Raw genomic sequence first — 18934 nt, 5'->3', positions numbered from 1 at the left:
AACCACAGGCCCCTGTCGAGGGGGTATCAACTTCTGGCGTTGATTTTTGGCACGCTGTTGAGTTCTCAAGGAACGGAAGCTTTCCGCTCTTTATTCTTCTTGCCTCCGGCCTCTCGGCCCTTGGCGTGTCCACTACGTTAGCGGATTCTTTCGCGTTTCGCGAATTCCCGCTCTTCGCCGGCGAGAACCACACCGAAACTCACCGGAGCGCAGCAAGCCGCGTCCGATACGAGTCGGATGACATCCGCCATGTAGTGGGTTTGCCGCTCACGAGGACCCCGTCGAATCGGTGGCCCTGTCTCTTACGGCTCGGGCTACGTTACGCACCGATGAAGCCGGAGTCAAGTTGGATCAAAGTCGTGGCGTCGTGCCTGGTCAGGGGCGGGTCAGCTCGACCGCGGCGAGGTTGCGCTTGCCCCGGCGCAGCACCAGCCAGCGGCCGTGCAGCAGGTCGGACTCCGCGGGGACGGCGTCCTCGGCGGTGACCTTGGCGTTGTTCAGGTAGGCACCGCCCTCCCGGACCGTGCGGCGGGCCGCGGACCTGCTGGCCACCAGCTCGGTCGCGGCGAGCAGGTCGACCACCGGCGCCAGCTCGTCCACCTTGGCGTACGGCAGCTCGGCGAGGGCCGCGGCCAGGGTGCGCTCGTCCAGGTCGGCGAGGTCTCCCTGGCCGAACAGGGCGCGGGAGGCCGCGGTCACCCGGGCGCACTGATCGGCGCCGTGGACCAGCGTCGTCATCTCCTCGGCCAGGGCGCGCTGGGCCGCGCGGGCGGCGGGGCGCTCCCTGGTAAGGGTCTCCAGCTCCTCGATCTCCTCGCGGGACCTGAAGCTGAAGATCCGCAGCAGGTTGGGGACGTCCCGGTCGTCGGCGTTCAGCCAGAACTGGTAGAAGGCGTACGGCGTGGTGCGCTCGGGGTCCAGCCAGACCGTGCCGCTCTCCGTCTTGCCGAACTTGGTGCCGTCCGCCTTGGTGATCAGGGGGGTGGCCAGCGCGTGCACCGAGACGCCCTCGACCCGGTGGATGAGGTCGATGCCCGCGGTGAGGTTGCCCCACTGGTCGCTGCCGCCGGTCTGGAGGACGCAGTTGTGGCGGCGGTACAGCTCCAGGAAGTCCATGCCCTGGAGGATCTGGTAGCTGAACTCGGTGTAGCTGATGCCCGCGTCGGAGTTCAGGCGGCGGGCGACCGCCTCCTTGGCGATCATCTTGTTGACCCGGAAGTGCTTGCCCACGTCCCGCAGGAACTCGATGGCGGACAGGCCGGAGGTCCAGTCCAGGTTGTTGACCGTCACCGCGGCGTTCGGGCCCTCGAAGGACAGGAACGGCTCGATCTGGGAGCGCACCCGCTCCACCCACTCGGCGACGGTCGCCGGGTCGTTGAGGGTGCGCTCCGCGGTGGGCTTCGGGTCGCCGATCAGGCCCGTCGCGCCGCCGACCAGGGCGAGCGGACGGTGCCCCGCCTGCTGGAAGCGGCGGATGGTGAGGATCTGCACCAGGTTGCCGATGTGCAGGCTGGGGGCGGTGGGGTCGAAGCCGCAATACACCGTGACGGGGCCGTCCGCGAGCGCCTTGCGAAGTGCGTCCTCGTCGGTGGACAGGGCGATCAGGCCCCGCCACCGCAGCTCGTCGACGATGTCCGTCACGGGTCTGCTCTCTCCTCGGTCGTGTGCTGTCGGGTGGCGGGCGGACCGGCTCGGGCCGGCTGCTCGCTCGTCCGAGACTACGCGGTCCTGCGGCGCGGTACGTGCGCGCGGTACGGGCTGACGGTCGGGTCGCCGGCGATCCAGAAGCGCCACGGGGTGGCCGCGCCCTCCCCGCTCAGGCCGGTGCGGGGGCCGGTGAGGACGTGGTCGGAGCGGGGCGGGATGCCGGCGAGGACGCGGAACGGGGTGTGCGCGGTGACCACGTCCGGGTCGCCGTCGGGGCAGGCGTCGGCGCCGTACAGGTCCCGGTCCACGGCGAGTGCGGTGGCCAGCCGGGCGGGGCCCTTGGCCAGCTCGCGGTCGGTGCGGGCGCGAGGGCGGTTGGCGCGGGCCAGGTCGGCGCCGCGGACCACCTCGCCGGCGCGCAGCAGCACGGCGGAGGCCCGGCCCTCGGGGCCGCACACCAGGTTCATGCAGTACCACATGCCGTAGGTGAAGTAGACGTACACATGGCCGGGAGGACCGAACATGGCCGCGTTGCGGGCGGTGCGCCCGCGGAAGGCGTGCGATCCCGGGTCGCGCTCGCCGTCGTACGCCTCCACCTCGGTGAGGCGCAGCTCGATGGGTCCCCGCGGGGTGTGCCGGACCAGGACGCGGCCGAGGAGGTCGGGGGCGACCTCGGTGACGGGCCGGTCGAAGAAGGAGCGGTCGAGCGGGGTGCGGTCCGGCTGGACGGCCTGGGGGTGGGGGGACATGTCGGCGAGGTTAGTGCACAGGGGTGGGCGCGTCTGGTAGTGGTCGTGTGCCCCTGCCGCGCCCGGGGGTCGCGCGGGGAACCGCGTCCCGGCGCGGTGGCGTTCCCACAGGGGACGGGGGGCTCGTCACACAATCGAGAGGACACAAGGTGGGGTTCAAGAAGCTGCTCGCGAGCCTGGGGGCCGGCGGGGCATCGGTGGAGACGGTCCTGACGGAGCCCAACGTGGTGCCGGGCGGGGTCGTCCAGGGCGAGGTGCGCATCCAGGGCGGTTCCGTGGCGCAGCGGATCGAGGGCCTCTCGGTCGGGCTCCAGGCCCGAGTGGAGGTGGAGTCGGGCGACGGCGAGTACCAGCAGGACGTGGAGTTCCACCGGCAGCGGCTCGCCGGGGACTTCGAGGTGCAGCCGAACGCGGTGCACACCGTGCCGTTCGGTCTGGAGATCCCGTGGGAGACGCCGATCACGTCGTTCGAGGGCCGGCACCTGACCGGGATGGGCGTCGGGGTGAAGACGGAGCTGGAGATCGCCCGCGCGGTGGACTCCGGTGACCTGGACCCGATCAACGTGCACCCGCTGCCGGCGCAGAGCGCGATCCTGGAGGCGTTCGCGGGGCTGGGCTTCCGGTTCAAGAACGCCGACCTGGAGCGCGGGCAGATCCGGGGGACGCGGCAGCGGCTGCCGTTCTACCAGGAGATCGAGTTCCACGCGCCGTCGCAGTACCGGGGGCTGAACCAGGTGGAGCTGAGCTTCGTCGCCGACGCCCAGGAGATGGACGTGGTGCTGGAGATGGACAAGAAGCCGGGCCTGTTCACCGAGGGCAGCGACTCCTACCGGGCGTTCCGGGTGCCGCTGAACGGCTTCGAGAGCACCGACTGGGCGGCGTACCTGAACCAGTGGCTGGCCGAGGTCGGCGGGCGCCGCAACTGGCTCTGACCCCGTCGCGGGCCGCGGTCCGACCGGTGGGCGAAGGGGCGTGGCCGTGACACGGCCGCGCCCCTTCGCGGGTCTAGGGTGGCGGGTGGACGATCCATCCGCGCCGGCTCGATCCGCGCCGGCCGGGCGCGACTTCGGGAGGACTGACCGTGACCCAGCAGAACCGGCCTCCGCTCCCCCACGACTACCTGCCCAAGGTGCCGTCGTTCACGGTGGTGAGCGACGATCTGGCGCCGGGCGGCAGGCTCGCGGACGCGCAGGTGTACGCGGCGGGCAACACCTCGCCGCACCTGCGCTGGGAGGGCTTCCCCGCGGACACGCGGAGCTTCGCCGTGACGTGCTTCGACCCGGACGCCCCGACGGGCAGCGGGTTCTGGCACTGGGTGCTCTTCGACATCCCCGCCGGTGTGACGGAGCTGCCCGCGGGCGCCGGCGGCTCCGGGTTCAAGGGGCTGCCCGAGGGGGCGGTGCACGTACGCAACGACTACGGGGCGCGGGAGTTCGGCGGGGCGGCGCCGCCCGAGGACGACCCAGCGCACCGGTACGTGTTCACGGTGTACGCGGTGGACCAGGAGAAGCTGGGGCCCGACGCGGACGCGTCGCCCGCGGTGGTGGGCTTCAACCTGCGGTTCCACACGCTGGCGCGGGCGCACCTGATCGGCGAGTACGCGGCGGGCTGATATTCCGTTGCGGGCGGCCGCCGCCCGCATGCACAGTGGGAGGGTCCGGCGATTCGCTGTCGTCGGGCAGCCGGCACCGCAGTGGCGGGGCGGCCGGGCCGCGGGAGCGGCCCCGCGGCCGCTGCCGGAGCTCCGGTTGTGTCAGAACCGGTGCGGCCGCGCCGGCTGCCGCGGCTCCGGGCGCCCCGATCACGGGGGCGGGCGCTCGGAGCTCGAGTCCCACGGGGCGGGGCGCGGGGCCAACCCGCGCCCCGTCCCTTTGTCTTGCCCTTCTGACCTGCGGATTTCCCTGCCGTGGGACGGCCGGAAATTCCGTTGTTCAGGCCATCGCCGCTGGGCACAGTGGAGCCACCCCGCGCCGGGCGGGGCGGGACCTGCGGAGGTGGGGCGGATGCGGGACACGCTCGTGCTCAACGCGAGCTTCGAGCCGTTGGCGACGGTTTCGGCGCGGCGCGCGGTGGTGCTGGTGCTCCAGGACAAGGCCGTGGTGGAGCAGGCGCACCCGGGGATGCGGGTGCGCGCGGCCCGGGTGGAGGTGCCGGCGCCGCGGGTGATCAGGCTCTGCCGTTTCGTCCGGGTGCCGTTCCGACAACGGGCGCCGTGGTCGCGGCGGGGAGTGCTGGTGCGGGACGGACACCGGTGCGCGTACTGCGGGCGCAGGGCGACCACGGTGGACCACCTGGTGCCGCGGTCGCGGGGCGGCGGTGACACCTGGCTGAACACGGTGGCGGCGTGCGCGGTGGACAACCAGCGGAAGGCGGACCGCACTCCGGAGCAGGCGGGGATGGTGCTGCTGCGGCAGCCGTTCGAGCCGACCCCGGCGGACGCGATGGTGCTGTCGCTGGGGCTCGCCGAGCGGGAGGCGCTGCCGGACTGGCTCACCGGGCGCGCGGCGTAGCGCGTTCTCGTCGGGGCCCGCAACGGCCGAGGCCCGCCCCCGGGGACCGTGGTGGTCCCGGGGGCGGGCCTTCGCGCCGTGGGCCGCCGGGTCACTCCGGCATGAGGCCGATGATGCGGGGCTGGTAGGTGGAGGCGAACCGCTGGGAGAGGACCAGCAGGTTCTCGTGGTGGACCAGCTCGTTGTACTCCAGGGTGCCGACGGTGTTCTTGGGCAGGTCGCCGCCCTCGGTGACGGTGCCGTCGGACAGGGCGATGCCGAGGAGCTTGCCCTCGCCGGAGTAGCCGCCGCCCCTGGCCGCGACGAGGGAGTCGCCCTCGAAGCCGAGGACCTGCGCGGCGTTCTCGGCGTCGCCGACCTGCTTGTGCCACTTCTCCTGGCCCGTGGTCAGGTCGAAGGCGGCGACGGTGGTGTTGCGGCCGGTGCTGCCCTTGCCCACGGTGGCGATCATGGTGGTGCCGCTGAACCGGTAGCGGGGCGCGGTGTCGAACAGCCCGTCGGCCTCCGGCAGGTTGCCGAAGGACTGGGCCATCTTGATCTTCGGGTTCGGGGTGCCGTTGTCGCTGTAGCCGTTGACGTAGCCGCGGGCCGCGGCGCTGCCCTCGTTGATGAGGGTGACCGCGGGGGACGCGGACAGCACGGCCACGTCGGTGGAGTAGTCGCCGGGGGCGTCGGCGGTCCACAGGCTCTTGCGGCCGTCGTCGAGGTTGAGGGAGTGGATGACCGTCTTGTCCTCGTCGAAGCAGGTCTGCTCGACGACGATCGCGGTGGGCGCGGTCCTGCCGGACAGGTCGCAGTCCTCGTCGCCGCCGGCGTCCCAGTTCTTCTTGCCGGTGTCCAGCGAGTAGGAGAACACCATCTCGGCGGTGATGGCGAAGACCCGGTTGTTCTTCGCGTCGACGGAGACGCTGTCGCCCCGGCCGCTCTCGGCGCCGGGCCGGAGGTTGTGGGACCAGACCTTCTTGCCGGTGGCGGTGTCCAGGACGGCCAGCAGGGTGCACGGGGCGTAGGACTCGGCCTTGGCGGGGCGGTACAGCACGGCGGCCTTGCCGTCGTCGCCGACCTCCTCGGACATCGCGCAGGGCTTGGCGCCGTTCTCCGGGGCCTGGGCGGTCCACTTCTCCTGGCCGGTCTTCAGGTCGTAGGCGGTGATGCCCGTCTCGTCGCCGAAGACGAAGTTGCCGCCCGCGAACCAGTGGCCGATGGCGGTGGCGAGGCTGTCGTCGCCGTTGGCCTTCTTGGCGTCGACCTTCCACAGCACGGTGCGGTCCGAGCCGAGGTCGAAGGAGCCCGCGGTGAGCGTCGGCTTCTCGCCGCCCCCGCCGTTGGTGCCGCCGGTCTGGCTCTGCCCGCCGGTGGTGCCGCCCTTCTTGCCGGCCTGCTTGTCGTCCCCGCCGGAGGTGGCCCAGACGATGCCGGCCGCGGCGACGGCGATGGCCACGGCACCGCCGATGATGCCGATGATCAGCCCGTTCTTGCGGCCGCCGCCTCCGCCGGGGGTGGGCGGCATGGGGTAGCCGGGCTGCTGCGGGTAGCCGGTGCCCCAGCCCTGCGGGCCGGGCTGCGGGCCCGGCTGCCCGTAGGCGGGCGGGGGCGCGGGCTGCGGGTAGCCGTAGCCGGACGGCGGCTGGGGCTGCTGGGGGTAGCCGTAGCCGCCGGGGGCCTGGGGCGCGGCGGGCGGCGGGGGCGGCGGTGCCGCGGGGCCGGGCTGCGGCGGAGTCGCCGGGCCCTGCCAGGCCTGGGTGGGGGCGTAGTGGACACCGGGCTGCTGGGGCGGCGCGGCGGGGGGCGGGCCCGGCTGCCCGGCGGGCGGCGGGGGCGGCGGGGGCTGCTGGCCCGACGCGGATGGCGGCGGGGGCGGAGGCGGCGGGGTCGAGGGACCCTGCCAGGCCTGTGTCGGCGCGTAGTGCACGTCGGGCTGCCGGCCCTGCCCGTTGGAGCCGTGTGGTTCGTCGGCCATGTCCCCGTTTCCGTTTCTTCCCCGTTGGTCGGGCGCGTCCCCGTGTTCGCGCCTGTCGGCAGGTCCTCGACAGGCGGCGGTAGGTCCTCGATGGTAGCGACCGGCCCGGCGGGTGGATCACGGGGCGGGGGGCGGAGTGTGAAACGGTGACGGGACCGAGACAGTCGGGAGGGGAACGTTCCGGTTCGGGTGGCTCGGGGGCGGGCGCGAACGCCGGCGGGAGGGGGCGGGTCGGGCGTGCGGGTCAGGCGTGGGCGTCGGCGATCCGGTCGATGGTCTCGGCGAGGCGGACGTCGAGCTGGGTGAGGGCGCCGGCGGAGTGGGTGCTGAGCGCGAAGCGCAGGGTGCGCCAGCGGATGTCGATGTCGGGGTGGTGGTTGATCCGCTCGGCCTCGGCAGCGACCTCGCCGACGACGGCGATGGCCGTGGGGAAGTCGCGGGCCTCCACGGTGCGGCGCAGCTCGTCGCCCTCGCGCCGCCACCGCGGCAGTCGGCCGGGCAGCTCGGCGAGCTGGGCCTCGGTCAGGGGCCGCGGGTCCCGGAAGGTCGGTTCTTCGCTCATGGCCCCAGCCTCTCAGTCGAGCAGGAGTTTCGCGATGGCGGCCAGGCCGACGACGACGATGACGCCGCGCAGGGCCACGGGCGGCAGGCGGCGGCCGACGGTGGCGCCGATCTGGCCTCCTATGACGGCACCGGCGGCGATCAGGCCGACCGCGCCCCAGTGGAAGTCGGCGACGAACAGGAAGAACACCGCGGCGACGCCGTTGACGATCAGGGCCAGCACGTTCTTGACGGCGTTGATCCGCTGGAGGTCCTCGGTCAGCAGCATGCCCATCAGGCCCAGCAGGATGACGCCCTGGGCGGCGCCGAAGTAGCCGCCGTACACGCCGGCCAGCGCCACCCCGACGAGCAGCAGCACTCCCCCGTCGCGCGGGGCCCGGGTGCCGTTGCGCTCGCGGCGGGCGGCGACGGCGCGGGCGAGCCTGGGCTGGAGGACCACCAGGACCAGGGCGGTGGCGATCAGGGCGGGGACGATCGCGTCGAACGCCTCGGAGGGGAGGTGCATCAGCAGCCAGGCGCCGACGAGGCCGCCGGTGAGGGAGGCGGCGCCGAGTCTGGCCAGCCTGCGGCCCTGCCCGCGCAGCTCGCGGCGGTAGCCGACGGCGCCGCTGAGGGAGCCGGGGACCAGGCCCAGGTTGTTGGAGACGTTGGCGGTGATGGGCGGCAGTCCCACGGCGAGCAGCACCGGGAAGGTGATCAGGGTGCCCGAGCCGACGATGGTGTTGATGGTGCCGGCGCTCAGGCCCGCGGCGAACACCGCGAGCGCCTCCCAGATGGTCACGCTGCCCCTTCCGGCCGGTGCGCGATCGACGCGCCGTCGTTCCGCGAACGGCTCCGATCATGCCGGAAGGGGCGGGGCGGGTGCGGAGGGGCCCCCGCGCAGCGTCAGCCCTCGCCGAACAGGGGGTTCTCGCGGCGGGGCGGCAGCGGCTTGGCCTCGCTCGCCGGGGCGGGGCCCGAGGAGGCCCGGGTGGCGGGGGCGCTGCCGCCGGTGCGGGCGCCGGGGACGGTGGGGCCCTCGCCGCCGGGGCCGCCGGGGGCGGGGGTGTGCCCGTTGCCGCCGTTCGGGGGCTGCGGGACCATGCCGCCGATGACGCCGCCGAGGCCCTTGAGCGCCTCGCCCAGCTCGCTGGGGATGATCCACAGCTTGTTCGCGTCGCCCTCGGCGATCTTCGGCAGCATCTGGAGGTACTGGTAGGCCAGCAGCTTCTGGTCGGGGTCGCCGTCGTGGATGGACCGGAAGACGGTGGCGATGGCCTGCGCCTCGCCCTCCGCCCGCAGCGCCGCCGCCTTGGCCTCGCCCTCGGCGCGCAGCACGGCGGACTGCCGCTCGCCCTCGGCGGTGAGGATCGCGGACTGCTTGATGCCCTCGGCGGTGAGGATCGCGGCGCGCTTGTCCCGGTCGGCGCGCATCTGCTTCTCCATCGAGTCCTGGATGGAGGTCGGGGGCTCGATGGCCTTCAGCTCGACGCGGTTGACGCGGATGCCCCACTTGCCGGTGGCCTCGTCCAGCACGCCGCGCAGCGCCGCGTTGATCTCCTCACGGGAGGTCAGGGTGCGCTCCAGGTCCATGCCGCCGATGATGTTGCGCAGGGTGGTGACGGTGAGCTGTTCGATCGCCTGGATGTAGCTGGCGACCTCGTACGTCGCGGCGCGGGCGTCGGTGACCTGGTAGTAGATCACCGTGTCGATGTTCACCACCAGGTTGTCCTGGGTGATCACGGGCTGGGGCGGGAAGGGGACGACCTGCTCGCGCAGGTCGATCCGGTTCCTGATGGTGTCGATGAACGGCACCACGATGTTCAGGCCCGCGTTGAGGGTGCGGGTGTAGCGGCCGAAGCGCTCGACGATGGCGGCGCTGGCCTGCGGGATCACCTGGACCGTCTTGATCAGCGCGATGAAGACGAGCACGACCAGGATGATCAGGACGATGATGATGGGCGTCACGCCGCTCATTCTCCCTTTACACGACGACGGCTGTCGCGCCGTCGATCTCCACCACGTCCACCTGTGCTCCGGCCTCGAAGACCTGCGCCCCGTCCAGCGCGCGGGCCGACCATACCTCTCCGGCCAGCTTGATCCGCCCGTTTCCGGCCGCGTCGATGCGCTGGAGCACGACGGCGCTGCGGCCGCGGAGCGCGTCGACGCCGGTTCTGACCGCGGCGGGCTGCTGCCGGTGCCGGCGGGCGATGGGGTTGACGACGACCAGCAGGGCGGTCGAGACGACGGCGAAGGTGACGACCTGTAGGACGAGGCCGCCGCCGAGGGCGGCCACGACCGTGCCGCCGAACGCGCCGCCCGAGAACATGGCGAACTCGGGCATCGAGGTAATGACCAGCGGAATGCCGAGGCCGACTGCGGCGATCAACCACCAGATCCATGCGTCCACCTACTCATCGTAGGGGCGCAACACCCTTCTGTACGAGGGGTTCTCGCAGGGTGACGGCGGGTTCTCGGGGGTCGCCCGCGGCGGGGCGGGACCGGGGGGCGGGCGCGGCGGGGCGGGCCGGGGTGCGCCGGGCCCGGTGGCCCGGCGCACCGTCGTCCTCGTCCCGGCGGGGGGTCAGGAGTTCAGGGGCAGGCCGTAGGCGGTCCAGCGGTCGTCGCGGCGCTCGACGACCAGGGGCAGGCCGAAGCACAGCGACAGGTTGCGGGAGGTCAGCTCCAGCTCGATGGGGCCCGCGGTCACCACCCTGCCCTGGCGGATCATCAGGACGTGGGTGAAGCCGGGGGCGATCTCCTCGACGTGGTGGGTGACCATGATCATCGAGGGGGCGATGGGGTCGCGGGCCAGACGGCCGAGGCGGCGCACCAGGTCCTCGCGGCCGCCGAGGTCGAGCCCGGCGGCGGGCTCGTCGAGCAGCAGCAGCTCGGGGTCGACCATGATGGCGCGGGCGATCAGGGTGCGCTTGCGCTCGCCCTCGGAGAGGGTGCCGAAGGGGCGGTCGACGAAGTCGGCCATGCCGAGCCGGTCGAGGATGATCCGGGCGCGGGCCTCGTCGCTCTCCTCGTACTGCTCGCGCCAGTGGGCGGTCATGCCGTAGGCGGCGGTGAGCACGGTCTCCAGCACGGTCTGACGGCGCGGGAGCTTGTCGGCCATCGCCACCCCGGCCACGCCGATGCGCGGGCGCAGCTCGAACACGTCCACGCGGCCGAGGCGCTCACCGAGGACGGTGGCGCTGCCGGAGGTGGGGAACAGATAGCTGGAAGCGATGTTGAGCAGGGTGGTCTTGCCCGCGCCGTTGGGCCCGAGGATGACCCAGCGCTCCCCCTCGGAGACCTTCCAGGAGACCTGCTCCACCAGCGGGCGGCCATCCCGGACCACGGATACGTCCACCAGCTCCAGCACGTCACTCATGTGCCCGTTGTCTCCCCATGCGGTGTGATCGTCTGCGGTGTGATCGTCATGAAACTTGTACGAGGTGGACGCCGTGCATCGCATCCCACCTGACAACCTACGCCACCGGCTCCCGGGGCAGGTCCCTAGGCTGGGGGCATGCTCGAGGAACCTCGTTCCGGGCGCTTCGTCGCGTGGGGAAACGCGGCGATCGCCGGACTTGTCGCACCGGATGACGCCGCCCAGAAGGTGGTCGGCGCGGACACCGTGCACCGGATCGCCGGCCTGCCCTCCGCCGGAGGGGGCACCGACGACGAGCCGGTCACCCTGGCCTGGGGGATGGGCCGGCTGCGCGCGCTGGGCGTGCGCGGCTTCCGGCTCGCGCTGCCCGCGGCCGGGCACCCGCTGGGGCTGAGCGGGCCGCCCGAGTTCAACGGGCGGGCGCTCCAGGCCGGCGAGGCGGTGGTGGCCGTGGGCGGCGGGCCGCTGGGGCTCGTGCCCGAGGTGGCCGCGGCCGGGCCGAGCGGGGACCGCCATGTGGCCGTGGTGTGGCGATGCCTGCCGGTGCGGGACGCGCCGCCCGCCGACGTGCCCTCGCTCGCCGAGGCGGAGCGGGAGCTGAACGAGGCGCTGCGCGAGGCCACCGCCGCCCTCACCGCGCTGGACGTCGCCGGCTCGGGACCGGGGGCGCAGGCGGCGCTGGACGCCTACCGGGCGCACCGGTTCCGCTCGGTGCTCGCGCCCGGGTACGCGGGGCGCGCGGTGCGGGTGCTCGAACTCGCGCAGCGGGTGTCGGCGCTGGTGGACATCGCCGCGGGCCGGTACAGCGGGGGCGGCGCCGAGCACGGGGCGGCGGTGAGCGCCTCCCAGATGGCGGCGCGCGCCGAGGCGCTGCGCCCGGTGGAGCGCACCGCGCGGCGGGCTCAGGTGGCGGCGTACAACGCGTTCGTGGACGAGTTCGACAAGGGGCGGGCGTAGGGGCGCGTCCCCGCGCGGCGCCGCGCCCCGGCCCGCCGGGGGTCAGTCCGCCATGCCGTGGCGGACCGCCCACAGGGCGGCCTGGGTGCGGTCGGCGAGGTCCAGCTTCATCAGGATGTTCGACACGTGCGTCTTGACGGTCTTCTCCGACAGCACCAGGGCGCGGGCTATCTCCCGGTTGGAGCGGCCGTCCGCGATCAGCGCCAGCACCTCGCGCTCCCGTTCGGTGAGGGTGCCGCCGCGGCCCTGGGCGCCGTTCCCCGCGTCCCCGGCCAGCAGGGCGCCGGCGACCTCGGGCTGGAGCAGGACGTGCCCGGCGTGCACCGAGCGGATGGCGCGGGCCAGTGCCTCGGGGTCCACGTCCTTGTAGACGTAGCCCGTGGCGCCCGCGCGCAGGGCGGGGACGACGGCGCGCTGCTCGGTGAAGCTGGTGATGACCAGCACCCGGGCGGCGCTGCCGCGCTCGCGCAGGGCCCGCAGGGCCTCGATGCCGTCCATGCCGGGCATCCGCACGTCCATGAGGATGACGTCGGGTTTCAGCTCCTCGGCCCTGGCCACGCCCTCGGCGCCGTCGGCCGCCTCGCCGACGACCTCGATGTCGTCCTGGACCTCGAGGAACGTGCGCAGGCCCCGGCGGACCACCTGGTGGTCGTCCACCAGCAGGACCCGGATCCCGCGCCGCGCCGCACGGCCGGGCACCGGCGCTTCAGCCACCGGGCACCTCCATCTCTATCACCGTGCCCTCCCCGGGCGCGGACATCACCTTCAGCGTGCCCCCGGCTCTCCTCGCCCGGTCCCGCATGGACACCAGACCCAGGTGGCGGCCCGCCCGGCGCACCCCGGACGGGTCGAAGCCCCGCCCGTCGTCGGCCACCCGCAGCACCGCTCCCCTGCCGCGGCCCGCCAGGGTGACCCGCACCGCGCCGGCGCCGGAGTGGCGCAGGGCGTTGTGCAGGGCCTCCTGGGCGACGCGCAGCAGCGCCTCCTCCTGGGCGGGGGGCAGGGCGCGCAGCCGGCCGGCGTCGAAGGCGACCTCGGCGGAGTGCGCCCGGTTGAGCACCTCGGCCTGGGAGCGCAGGGTGGCCACCAGGCCGTCCTCCTCCAGGGCCGCGGGCCGCAGCTCGCCCACGACGGCGCGCAGCTCGTCGGCGGCCTCGGCGGCGAGCGCGGCGACCTGGGCCAGCTCGGCCTTGGCGCGCCCGGGGTCGCGGTCGACGAGGGCGGCGGCGGCCTGGGCGGTCAGGCGCAGGGAGAACAGCTTCTGGGAGACGGCGTCGTGCAGCTCGTGGGCGATGCGGGCGCGCTCCCCGGCGATGGTGAGCTCGCGGCTGCGCTCGTACAGGCGGGCGTTGGTCAGGGCGATGGCGGCGTGGGCGGCGAGGATGCGCAGCAGGGCCTCGTCCTCGTCGGTGAAGTGGCAGACCCCGGCGTCCGCGGGCGCGGCGGCGGTGCGGCCGCGCTTGTTGGCCAGGAAGAGCGCGCCGAGGATCTCCTCGCCGTCCAGGACGGGCACGCCGATGAAGTCGGACAGCTCGGGGTGGGCGCTGGGCCAGCCCTCGAACCGGGGGTCGTCGCGGACGTCGGCGAACCGCTGCGGGGTGGCCTGGTGCAGCAGGAGGGCGAGGATGCCGTGCTGGCGCGGCAGCGGGCCGATGGCCTTCCACTGCTCCTCGCTGACGCCGTCCACGACGAACTGGGCGAAGCCGCCGTGGTGGTCGGGGACGCCGAGGGCGGCGTACTCGGCGCCGACGAGCTCGCGGGCGGAGGCGACGATGGTCTGGAGCACCTCGCGCACGTCCAGGTGGCGGCTCATCGCGAGGACGGCGGCGCTGACGGCCGCGATGCCGCCGCGGGCGCCGGTGCCGTCGTCGGTGGTGGGCATGCGGTCACCGTACCGGGGCGGCGGGCGGGGGCGGGGAGGGCGCCCGTCGCTTGCCGGGCGGGGGGTGCGCCGTGTTTTTCCGGGGCCTTTTCCGCCGTTTTTCCACCGATTTCTCGCCGTGCTCCGTCCGGGGATCGCCGATTTTTGTGCCGTGAGTCACAGTCCTCGCTTCGGCGGCATGCCCTTTTCCGGGGGCGGGCAGCGTGTTCTGTGGCCGCGGTCACGCCCTTTTCTCCACGGATTGTCGCGGGGCCATCCCTTTTCCGTAGCGGCGCCTGTGAGGCGGCCCATAGGACCTTGGTCCCCTACGACCGCGCCTAGTGGACGGATGCCCAGGTGGGCACCCGTCCCTTTTTGCCCCTTCCTCCGCGCTCGATAGTAATTGGCGGGTCTTGTCCCGCCTGCGGCCGGTCGCCATATTGGTTGACGTCGCAAGCAAGCCGTGGCCGATCCACGGCGGCCGACGAACTCCTGTTGACGCGTGACCACGGCCGTGCCGTGCCCGCGGCCGTGTGTTCGTTTTCGACCGCGACGTCCCCGAGCTAAGAGGTTCTCCTTGTTCTCCTCCCTGACGATCAAGCGCATGTCCGCCCGCAGGACCGCCGCCGCCGGTGCGGTACTGGCGGCCGCCGCGACCGGCGCCATGGTGCTCGCCCCGTCCGCGAACGCGGCCTCGAGCAGCCCTCGCGAGATCGCCCGGCAGATGATCTCCAGCCCGGCCCAGTTCCAGTGCTTCAGCAACATCGTCCAGCACGAGAGCAGTTGGAACCCGCGCGCGGTGAACGCCTCCAGCGGCGCCTACGGCCTGGTGCAGGCGCTGCCCGCCAGCAAGATGGCCACGGCCGGCGCCGACTGGCGGACCAACCCCGCCACCCAGATCGAGTGGGGCGTGAAGTACATGAACGAGCGCTACGGCAGCCCGTGCGGCGCCTGGTCCTTCTGGCAGACGCACCACTGGTACTGATCGGCACCGACACCGATCCGCACCGCGGTGGGCCGTCGCGGTGACGGCGCGGCCGGGCCCGGCAGCCGGCCGGCGCGGTGAACGGCGAGGGCGGCGGTCTCCCCCCTGGGGAGGCCGCCGCCCTCGCCTTCGCCGTGTCCGTGCCGCGGGTCAGCGCTGGCGCATGACCTCGGGCTCGTGGCGGCGCAGCAGCCGGACGACGATGAAGCCGCACAGCACGCCCATGCCGAACAGCACGCCCATGTCGAAGACCCACTGGCCGACCGAGGACTCCCACAGCGGGTCGGTGTTGGCCGGGTTCTTCTTGTCCCACGGCGCCATCAGCACCGCGAGCTGGGTGGTGGTGCCCTCGGCGGCGACGGCCCAGCGGGACGGCATCAGCCAGGCGACCTGCTCGAGACCGGGCTTGTCGTAGACCTGGAAGAGCACACCGGTGAACACGACCTGGACGATGGCGAACAGCACCAGCAGCGGCATGGTCTTCTCCGCGGTCTTCACCAGAGCGGAGATGATCAGGCCGAACATCATCGAGGTGAAGCCGAGCACCATGATGACCAGGGTCATCTCGATGGCCGGGGTGCTCTTGACGATCAGGCCCTCGGCGGGCATGTCGCGCGGCGCGAAGCCGATCGCGCAGATGATCGCGCCCTGGAGGGCGGTGATCAGACCGAGCACGATGATCTTCGACATCAGATAGGCCGAGCGGGACAGGCCGGTCGCCCGTTCCCGTTCGTAGATGACCCGCTCCTTGATCAGCTCACGCACGGAGTTGGCCGCGCCGGAGAAGCAGGCGCCGATCACCAGGATGAGCAGAATGGTTCCCGCGTCCTGGTTGAACTGCCGCTTGCCGTCCTTCGGCGGCGGCATGGACAGGCCGAAGTCGGACGGGATGACCGTGCTGACCACGCCGAGGATGGCGGGCAGGATCAGCATCAGCGCGATGAAGCCCCGGTCCGAGGCGATCACCGACAGATAGCGGCGGATCAGCGTCCACAACTGGGAGCCCCAGCTCTGCGGCTTGGGCGGCCTGACCTGCATGGGCTGCACCGCGGGCAGCGCCTGCGGGGCGGCGGCGTCGATGTCGGCGGCGTACTTCTGGTAGTGCGCCGAGCTGTGCCAGCGCCCGCCCCAGTCGTGGTCGCGGTAGGTCTCGAACGCCTGGAAGACGTCCGCCCAGGTGTCGTACCCGAAGAACTCCAGCGCCTCGTTCGGCGGGCCGAAGTAGGCGACGGAGCCGCCCGGCGCCATGACCAGCAGCCGGTCGCACAGCGCCAGCTCGGCCACCGAGTGGGTGACCACCAGCACGGTGCGGCCGTCGTCGGCCAGCGCGCGCAGCAACTGCATCACGTCGCGGTCCATGCCCGGGTCGAGGCCCGAGGTGGGCTCGTCCAGGAAGATCAGCGACGGCTTGGTCAGCAGTTCGAGCGCCACGGAGACGCGCTTGCGCTGGCCGCCGGAGAGCGAGGTGATGCGCTTGCCCGCGTGGATGTCGAGCTTGAGCTCGCCGAGCACCTCCTCCACGCGGCGGTTGCGCTCGGCGGCCTCGGTGTCGCCGGGGAAGCGGAGCTTGGCCGCGTAGCGCAGGGCGGTGCGCACGGTCAACTGCGGGTGCAGGATGTCGTCCTGCGGCACCAGGCCGATGCGCTGCCGCAGCTCGGCGAACTGCTTGTAGAGGTTGCGGTTGTCGTACAGCACCTCGCCCTCGTCGGCCGGGCGGTAGCCGGTGAGCGCGCGCAGCAGCGTGGACTTGCCGGACCCGGAGGGGCCGATGACGCCGATGAGCGACTTCTCCGGCACGCCGAAGCTGACGTTGTTGAGGATCTTCTGGCCGCCGCCGACCTTCACCGTCAGCCTGCGCGCGGAGAAGGTGACCGCGCCGGTGTCGACGAACTCCTCGAGCCGGTCGCCGACCAGGCGGAAGGCGGAGTGGCCGACACCGACGATGTCCTCGGGGCGCAGCACGTGCCGCTGGACCGGCTGGCCGTTGACATAGGTGCCGTTGTGGCTGCCCAGGTCGACGATCTCGTAGCGGCCGTCGGCGGTGGCGCGGAACTCCGCGTGGTGCCGGGAGACCTGGAGGTCGGAGACGACCAGGTCGTTGTCGAGCGCGCGGCCGATGCGGGTGGTCCGCGTGGTGAGGTTGCGGATCATCGTCGGGCCGCGGCTGCCGGCCATGCCGCCGCCGTGCTGCGGCTGGGCGGGCGGCTGCGCGCCGGGCGGCGGGCCGCCGGGCAGGTGGCCGGCCTGCGGCTGCCCCGGGAAGGGCTGCGGCTGAACGTGCGGCGGTTGCGCGTGCGGCGGCTGGGCCTGCTGCGGTATGAACGGCGCCTGCGGGGCCGGGCCCTGCGGGGCGCCGGGCCAGCCCGCGGGAGCCCCCGGCTGCGGCTGGGGCGGGCCCGGCTGCGGATAGGGCTGCGGCTGGTGCGGCGCGGCGTGCGGCGGCTGGTACGCCGGGGCCTGCGGGGCCCCGTGCGCCATCGGCACGGGGCCGCTGTGGACCCCGGCGTGCGCGGCGCCGAAGGACAGCCGCGGCCCGTCGGTGGCATTGCCGAGATGGATGACCGAACCGGGGCCGATTTCCATCTGGTGGATTCTCTGGCCCTGTGCATAGGTGCCGTTCGTGCTGCCCTGGTCCTCCACCACCCAGGAGCGGCCGTTCCATCCGACGCTCGCGTGGCGCCAGGACACCCTGGAGTCGTCGAACACCACGTCGGACTGCGGATCACGGCCGAGCACATAGGACCTGGACGGGTCGAACGTCCAGGTCCGTCCATTCAATTCAAGTACGAGTTCCGGCACTCCATGCCCCACAACGTTGTCCCCCGAGTCCCCCTCGAAAGGAGCAGTCTAGGGGTGCTGAACATCGGGCGGAACTATTCCAGGCCCCTGTGGCCGCACCGCAGCCGGGTCGGGACGGACCCGTTTCGGACGGCCCGGAACCGGGCCCCTCACACCCCGCGGGGGGGTGCGCGCGGCGGGTCGGCGGGCCCGGCGGCGGATGCGTCCGGGTGGCGGACCCCGGCGGGCTCGTTCACCTGTGCCCGCTAACGTGGTTCGTACCATGAACACAGCCAGCGCCCGAGCGGACGTCCCCACCCTTCTCGTCAAGATCTTCGGCAAGGACCGCCCAGGTATCACGGCCGCGCTGTTCGACACGCTCGCCGGTTTCGGCGTCGACGTGGTGGACATCGAGCAGGTGGTGACCCGAGGGCGCCTGGTGCTGTGCGCGCTGGTCACCCAGCCCGCCCCCGGCTCCGCCACCGAGGGCGAGCTGCGCGCCACCGTGCACCGCTGGGCCGAGTCGATGAAGCTGGACGCGGAGATCCTCTCCGGGGTGGGCGACAACCGGCCCCGCGCCGAGGGCCGCTCCCACGTCACCGTCCTCGGCCACCCGCTGACCGCGCGGTCCACCGCCGCCATCGCCGCCACCATCGCCGAGGCGGGCGGCAACATCGACCGCGTGTTCCGGCTGGCGAAGTACCCGGTGACGGCCGTGGAGTTCGCCGTCTCCGGCGTGCCCACCGAGCCGCTGCGCACCGCGCTGGCCGCCGAGGCGTTCCGGCGCGGCGTGGACGTGGCCGTGGTCCGGGCCGGGCTGCACCGCAGGGCGCAGCGCCTGGTGGTGATGGACGTGGACTCCACGCTCATCCAGGACGAGGTGATCGAGCTGTTCGCCTCGCACGCCGGGTGCGAGGAGCGGGTCGCGGAGATCACCGCGGCGGCGATGCGGGGCGAGCTGGACTTCGAGCAGTCCCTGCACGCCCGGGTGGCGCTGCTGGAGGGCCTGGACGCGGACGTGGTGGACAAGGTGCGCGAGCAGGTACGGCTGACGCCGGGCGCGCGCACGCTGATCCGCACCCTCAAGCGGCTCGGCTACCAGGTGGGGGTGGTCTCGGGCGGGTTCACCCAGGTCACCGACGACCTCAAGGACCGGCTCGGCCTGGACTTCGCCGCCGCGAACACCCTGGAGGTGGTGGACGGCAGGCTGACCGGCCGGGTGGTCGGCGAGGTGGTGGACCGGGCGGGCAAGGCCCGGATCCTGCGCAGGTTCGCGGCCGAGGCGGGGGTGCCGCTGTCGCAGACGGTGGCGATAGGCGACGGGGCCAACGACCTGGACATGCTGAACACGGCCGGGCTCGGGGTGGCGTTCAACGCCAAGCCGGTGGTGCGGGAGGCGGCGCACACGGCGGTGAACTTCCCGTTCCTCGACACGGTGCTGTACCTGCTGGGCATCACCAGGGAAGAGGTCGAGGCGGCGGACCTGGTGGACGCGGAGGCCGAGCGGCAGGACGCGCGGGCGGCGGCGGACGGGGCGCGCTGAGCGCTCCCCCGCGGCGGGCCCGGCG

General features: G+C 73.1%; 17 protein-coding genes. 6 read left to right on the top strand and 11 right to left on the bottom strand.

The genetic code is table 11. The features are described 5' to 3' along the window. Nucleotides 1-375 precede the first annotated feature (375 nt). Nucleotides 376-1641 (bottom strand): tyrosine--tRNA ligase, encoded by a 1266-nt coding sequence (tyrS, locus tag ACYVO2_RS31810; protein WP_461011538.1) that lies wholly within the window; start codon nucleotides 1639-1641, stop codon nucleotides 376-378. 77 nt (nucleotides 1642-1718) lie between these two features. Continuing rightward, the gene (locus ACYVO2_RS31805; RefSeq protein ID WP_461011537.1) at nucleotides 1719-2396 is read right to left on the bottom strand and encodes a DNA-3-methyladenine glycosylase; all 678 of its coding nucleotides are present in this window, start codon (nucleotides 2394-2396) and stop codon (nucleotides 1719-1721) included. Between the two features lie 149 nt (nucleotides 2397-2545). Between ACYVO2_RS31805 and ACYVO2_RS31800 the strand changes: the two genes are divergently transcribed. From ACYVO2_RS31800 to ACYVO2_RS31790, 3 genes are all read left to right on the top strand, one after another. Further along, nucleotides 2546-3328, top strand: coding sequence for a sporulation protein (locus ACYVO2_RS31800; protein WP_461011536.1), 783 nt, complete (start codon nucleotides 2546-2548; stop codon nucleotides 3326-3328). Nucleotides 3329-3477: 149 nt separating this feature from the next. Then, nucleotides 3478-4008 carry a YbhB/YbcL family Raf kinase inhibitor-like protein gene (locus ACYVO2_RS31795; protein WP_461011535.1) on the top strand — a complete coding sequence of 177 codons (531 nt, stop codon included), beginning with the start codon at nucleotides 3478-3480 and terminating at the stop codon, nucleotides 4006-4008. Between the two features lie 391 nt (nucleotides 4009-4399). After that, complete coding sequence (locus tag ACYVO2_RS31790; RefSeq protein WP_461011534.1) at nucleotides 4400-4906, top strand: HNH endonuclease; 507 nt, start codon at nucleotides 4400-4402, stop codon at nucleotides 4904-4906. Between the two features lie 91 nt (nucleotides 4907-4997). Here the strand turns inward: ACYVO2_RS31790 and ACYVO2_RS31785 are convergent, their stop codons facing one another. The 6 genes from ACYVO2_RS31785 to ACYVO2_RS31760 form a co-directional block, all read right to left on the bottom strand. Continuing rightward, entirely contained in the window at nucleotides 4998-6866 is a 1869-nt protein-coding gene (locus ACYVO2_RS31785; protein WP_461011533.1) for an outer membrane protein assembly factor BamB family protein, read from the bottom strand. Between the two features lie 244 nt (nucleotides 6867-7110). Then, nucleotides 7111-7428, bottom strand: coding sequence for a 4a-hydroxytetrahydrobiopterin dehydratase (locus ACYVO2_RS31780; RefSeq protein ID WP_461011532.1), 318 nt, complete (start codon nucleotides 7426-7428; stop codon nucleotides 7111-7113). A gap of 12 nt (nucleotides 7429-7440) precedes the next feature. Next, nucleotides 7441-8208: a sulfite exporter TauE/SafE family protein gene (locus ACYVO2_RS31775; protein ID WP_461011531.1), complete on the bottom strand. Its 768-nt coding sequence runs from the start codon at nucleotides 8206-8208 to the stop codon at nucleotides 7441-7443. Nucleotides 8209-8312: 104 nt separating this feature from the next. Next, a complete protein-coding gene (locus ACYVO2_RS31770) occupies nucleotides 8313-9374 on the bottom strand; it encodes an SPFH domain-containing protein (RefSeq protein WP_461011530.1) in 1062 nt (353 codons plus the stop codon). 16 nt (nucleotides 9375-9390) lie between these two features. Further along, entirely contained in the window at nucleotides 9391-9816 is a 426-nt protein-coding gene (locus ACYVO2_RS31765) for an NfeD family protein (protein ID WP_461011529.1), read from the bottom strand. Between the two features lie 174 nt (nucleotides 9817-9990). After that, nucleotides 9991-10785, bottom strand: a complete 795-nt coding sequence (locus tag ACYVO2_RS31760) for an ABC transporter ATP-binding protein (protein WP_461011528.1) — start codon at nucleotides 10783-10785, stop codon at nucleotides 9991-9993. 138 nt (nucleotides 10786-10923) lie between these two features. Here ACYVO2_RS31760 and ACYVO2_RS31755 point away from each other — a divergent pair, with 138 nt between their 5' ends. Further along, entirely contained in the window at nucleotides 10924-11742 is an 819-nt protein-coding gene (locus ACYVO2_RS31755) for a hypothetical protein (RefSeq protein WP_461011527.1), read from the top strand. 42 nt (nucleotides 11743-11784) lie between these two features. Here ACYVO2_RS31755 and ACYVO2_RS31750 read toward each other — a convergent pair whose 3' ends face one another. After that, complete coding sequence (locus tag ACYVO2_RS31750) at nucleotides 11785-12456, bottom strand: response regulator (protein ID WP_461011526.1); 672 nt, start codon at nucleotides 12454-12456, stop codon at nucleotides 11785-11787. Beyond that, nucleotides 12449-13624, bottom strand: coding sequence for a GAF domain-containing sensor histidine kinase (locus ACYVO2_RS31745; RefSeq protein ID WP_461011525.1), 1176 nt, complete (start codon nucleotides 13622-13624; stop codon nucleotides 12449-12451). Before ACYVO2_RS31745 ends, ACYVO2_RS31750 begins: the two co-directional genes overlap by 8 nt. A 583-nt stretch (nucleotides 13625-14207) precedes the next feature. On the opposite strand from ACYVO2_RS31745, the gene ACYVO2_RS31740 reads away from it, so the two are divergent. Beyond that, entirely contained in the window at nucleotides 14208-14588 is a 381-nt protein-coding gene (locus ACYVO2_RS31740) for an aggregation-promoting factor C-terminal-like domain-containing protein (protein ID WP_461011541.1), read from the top strand. Between the two features lie 150 nt (nucleotides 14589-14738). On the opposite strand, the gene ACYVO2_RS31735 is transcribed toward ACYVO2_RS31740, so the two are convergent. Beyond that, nucleotides 14739-17399: an ABC transporter ATP-binding protein/permease gene (locus tag ACYVO2_RS31735; RefSeq protein ID WP_461011524.1), complete on the bottom strand. Its 2661-nt coding sequence runs from the start codon at nucleotides 17397-17399 to the stop codon at nucleotides 14739-14741. A 250-nt stretch (nucleotides 17400-17649) separates the two neighbouring features. Here ACYVO2_RS31735 and serB point away from each other — a divergent pair, with 250 nt between their 5' ends. After that, the gene (gene serB / locus ACYVO2_RS31730; RefSeq protein WP_461011523.1) at nucleotides 17650-18909 is read left to right on the top strand and encodes a phosphoserine phosphatase SerB; all 1260 of its coding nucleotides are present in this window, start codon (nucleotides 17650-17652) and stop codon (nucleotides 18907-18909) included. The last annotated feature ends 25 nt before the right edge of the window (nucleotides 18910-18934 follow it).

This window comes from Streptomyces capparidis, from assembly GCF_054782095.1.
Note: the sequence above shows the minus strand (reverse complement) of the source record. Positions and strands in the feature narration are given on the sequence as shown.

What these genes read in the sequence shown, in the direction of transcription:
- ACYVO2_RS31805 (WP_461011537.1), bottom strand. Translation starts at nt 2,396, where the DNA reads ATGTCCCCCCACCCCCAGGCCGTCCAGCCGGACCGCACCCCGCTCGAC.
- ACYVO2_RS31790 (WP_461011534.1), top strand. Translation starts at nt 4,400, where the DNA reads ATGCGGGACACGCTCGTGCTCAACGCGAGCTTCGAGCCGTTGGCGACG.
- ACYVO2_RS31785 (WP_461011533.1), bottom strand. Translation starts at nt 6,866, where the DNA reads ATGGCCGACGAACCACACGGCTCCAACGGGCAGGGCCGGCAGCCCGAC.
- ACYVO2_RS31780 (WP_461011532.1), bottom strand. Translation starts at nt 7,428, where the DNA reads ATGAGCGAAGAACCGACCTTCCGGGACCCGCGGCCCCTGACCGAGGCC.
- ACYVO2_RS31760 (WP_461011528.1), bottom strand. Translation starts at nt 10,785, where the DNA reads ATGAGTGACGTGCTGGAGCTGGTGGACGTATCCGTGGTCCGGGATGGC.
- ACYVO2_RS31755 (WP_461011527.1), top strand. Translation starts at nt 10,924, where the DNA reads ATGCTCGAGGAACCTCGTTCCGGGCGCTTCGTCGCGTGGGGAAACGCG.
- ACYVO2_RS31745 (WP_461011525.1), bottom strand. Translation starts at nt 13,624, where the DNA reads ATGCCCACCACCGACGACGGCACCGGCGCCCGCGGCGGCATCGCGGCC.
- ACYVO2_RS31740 (WP_461011541.1), top strand. Translation starts at nt 14,208, where the DNA reads ATGTCCGCCCGCAGGACCGCCGCCGCCGGTGCGGTACTGGCGGCCGCC.
- serB (WP_461011523.1), top strand. Translation starts at nt 17,650, where the DNA reads ATGAACACAGCCAGCGCCCGAGCGGACGTCCCCACCCTTCTCGTCAAG.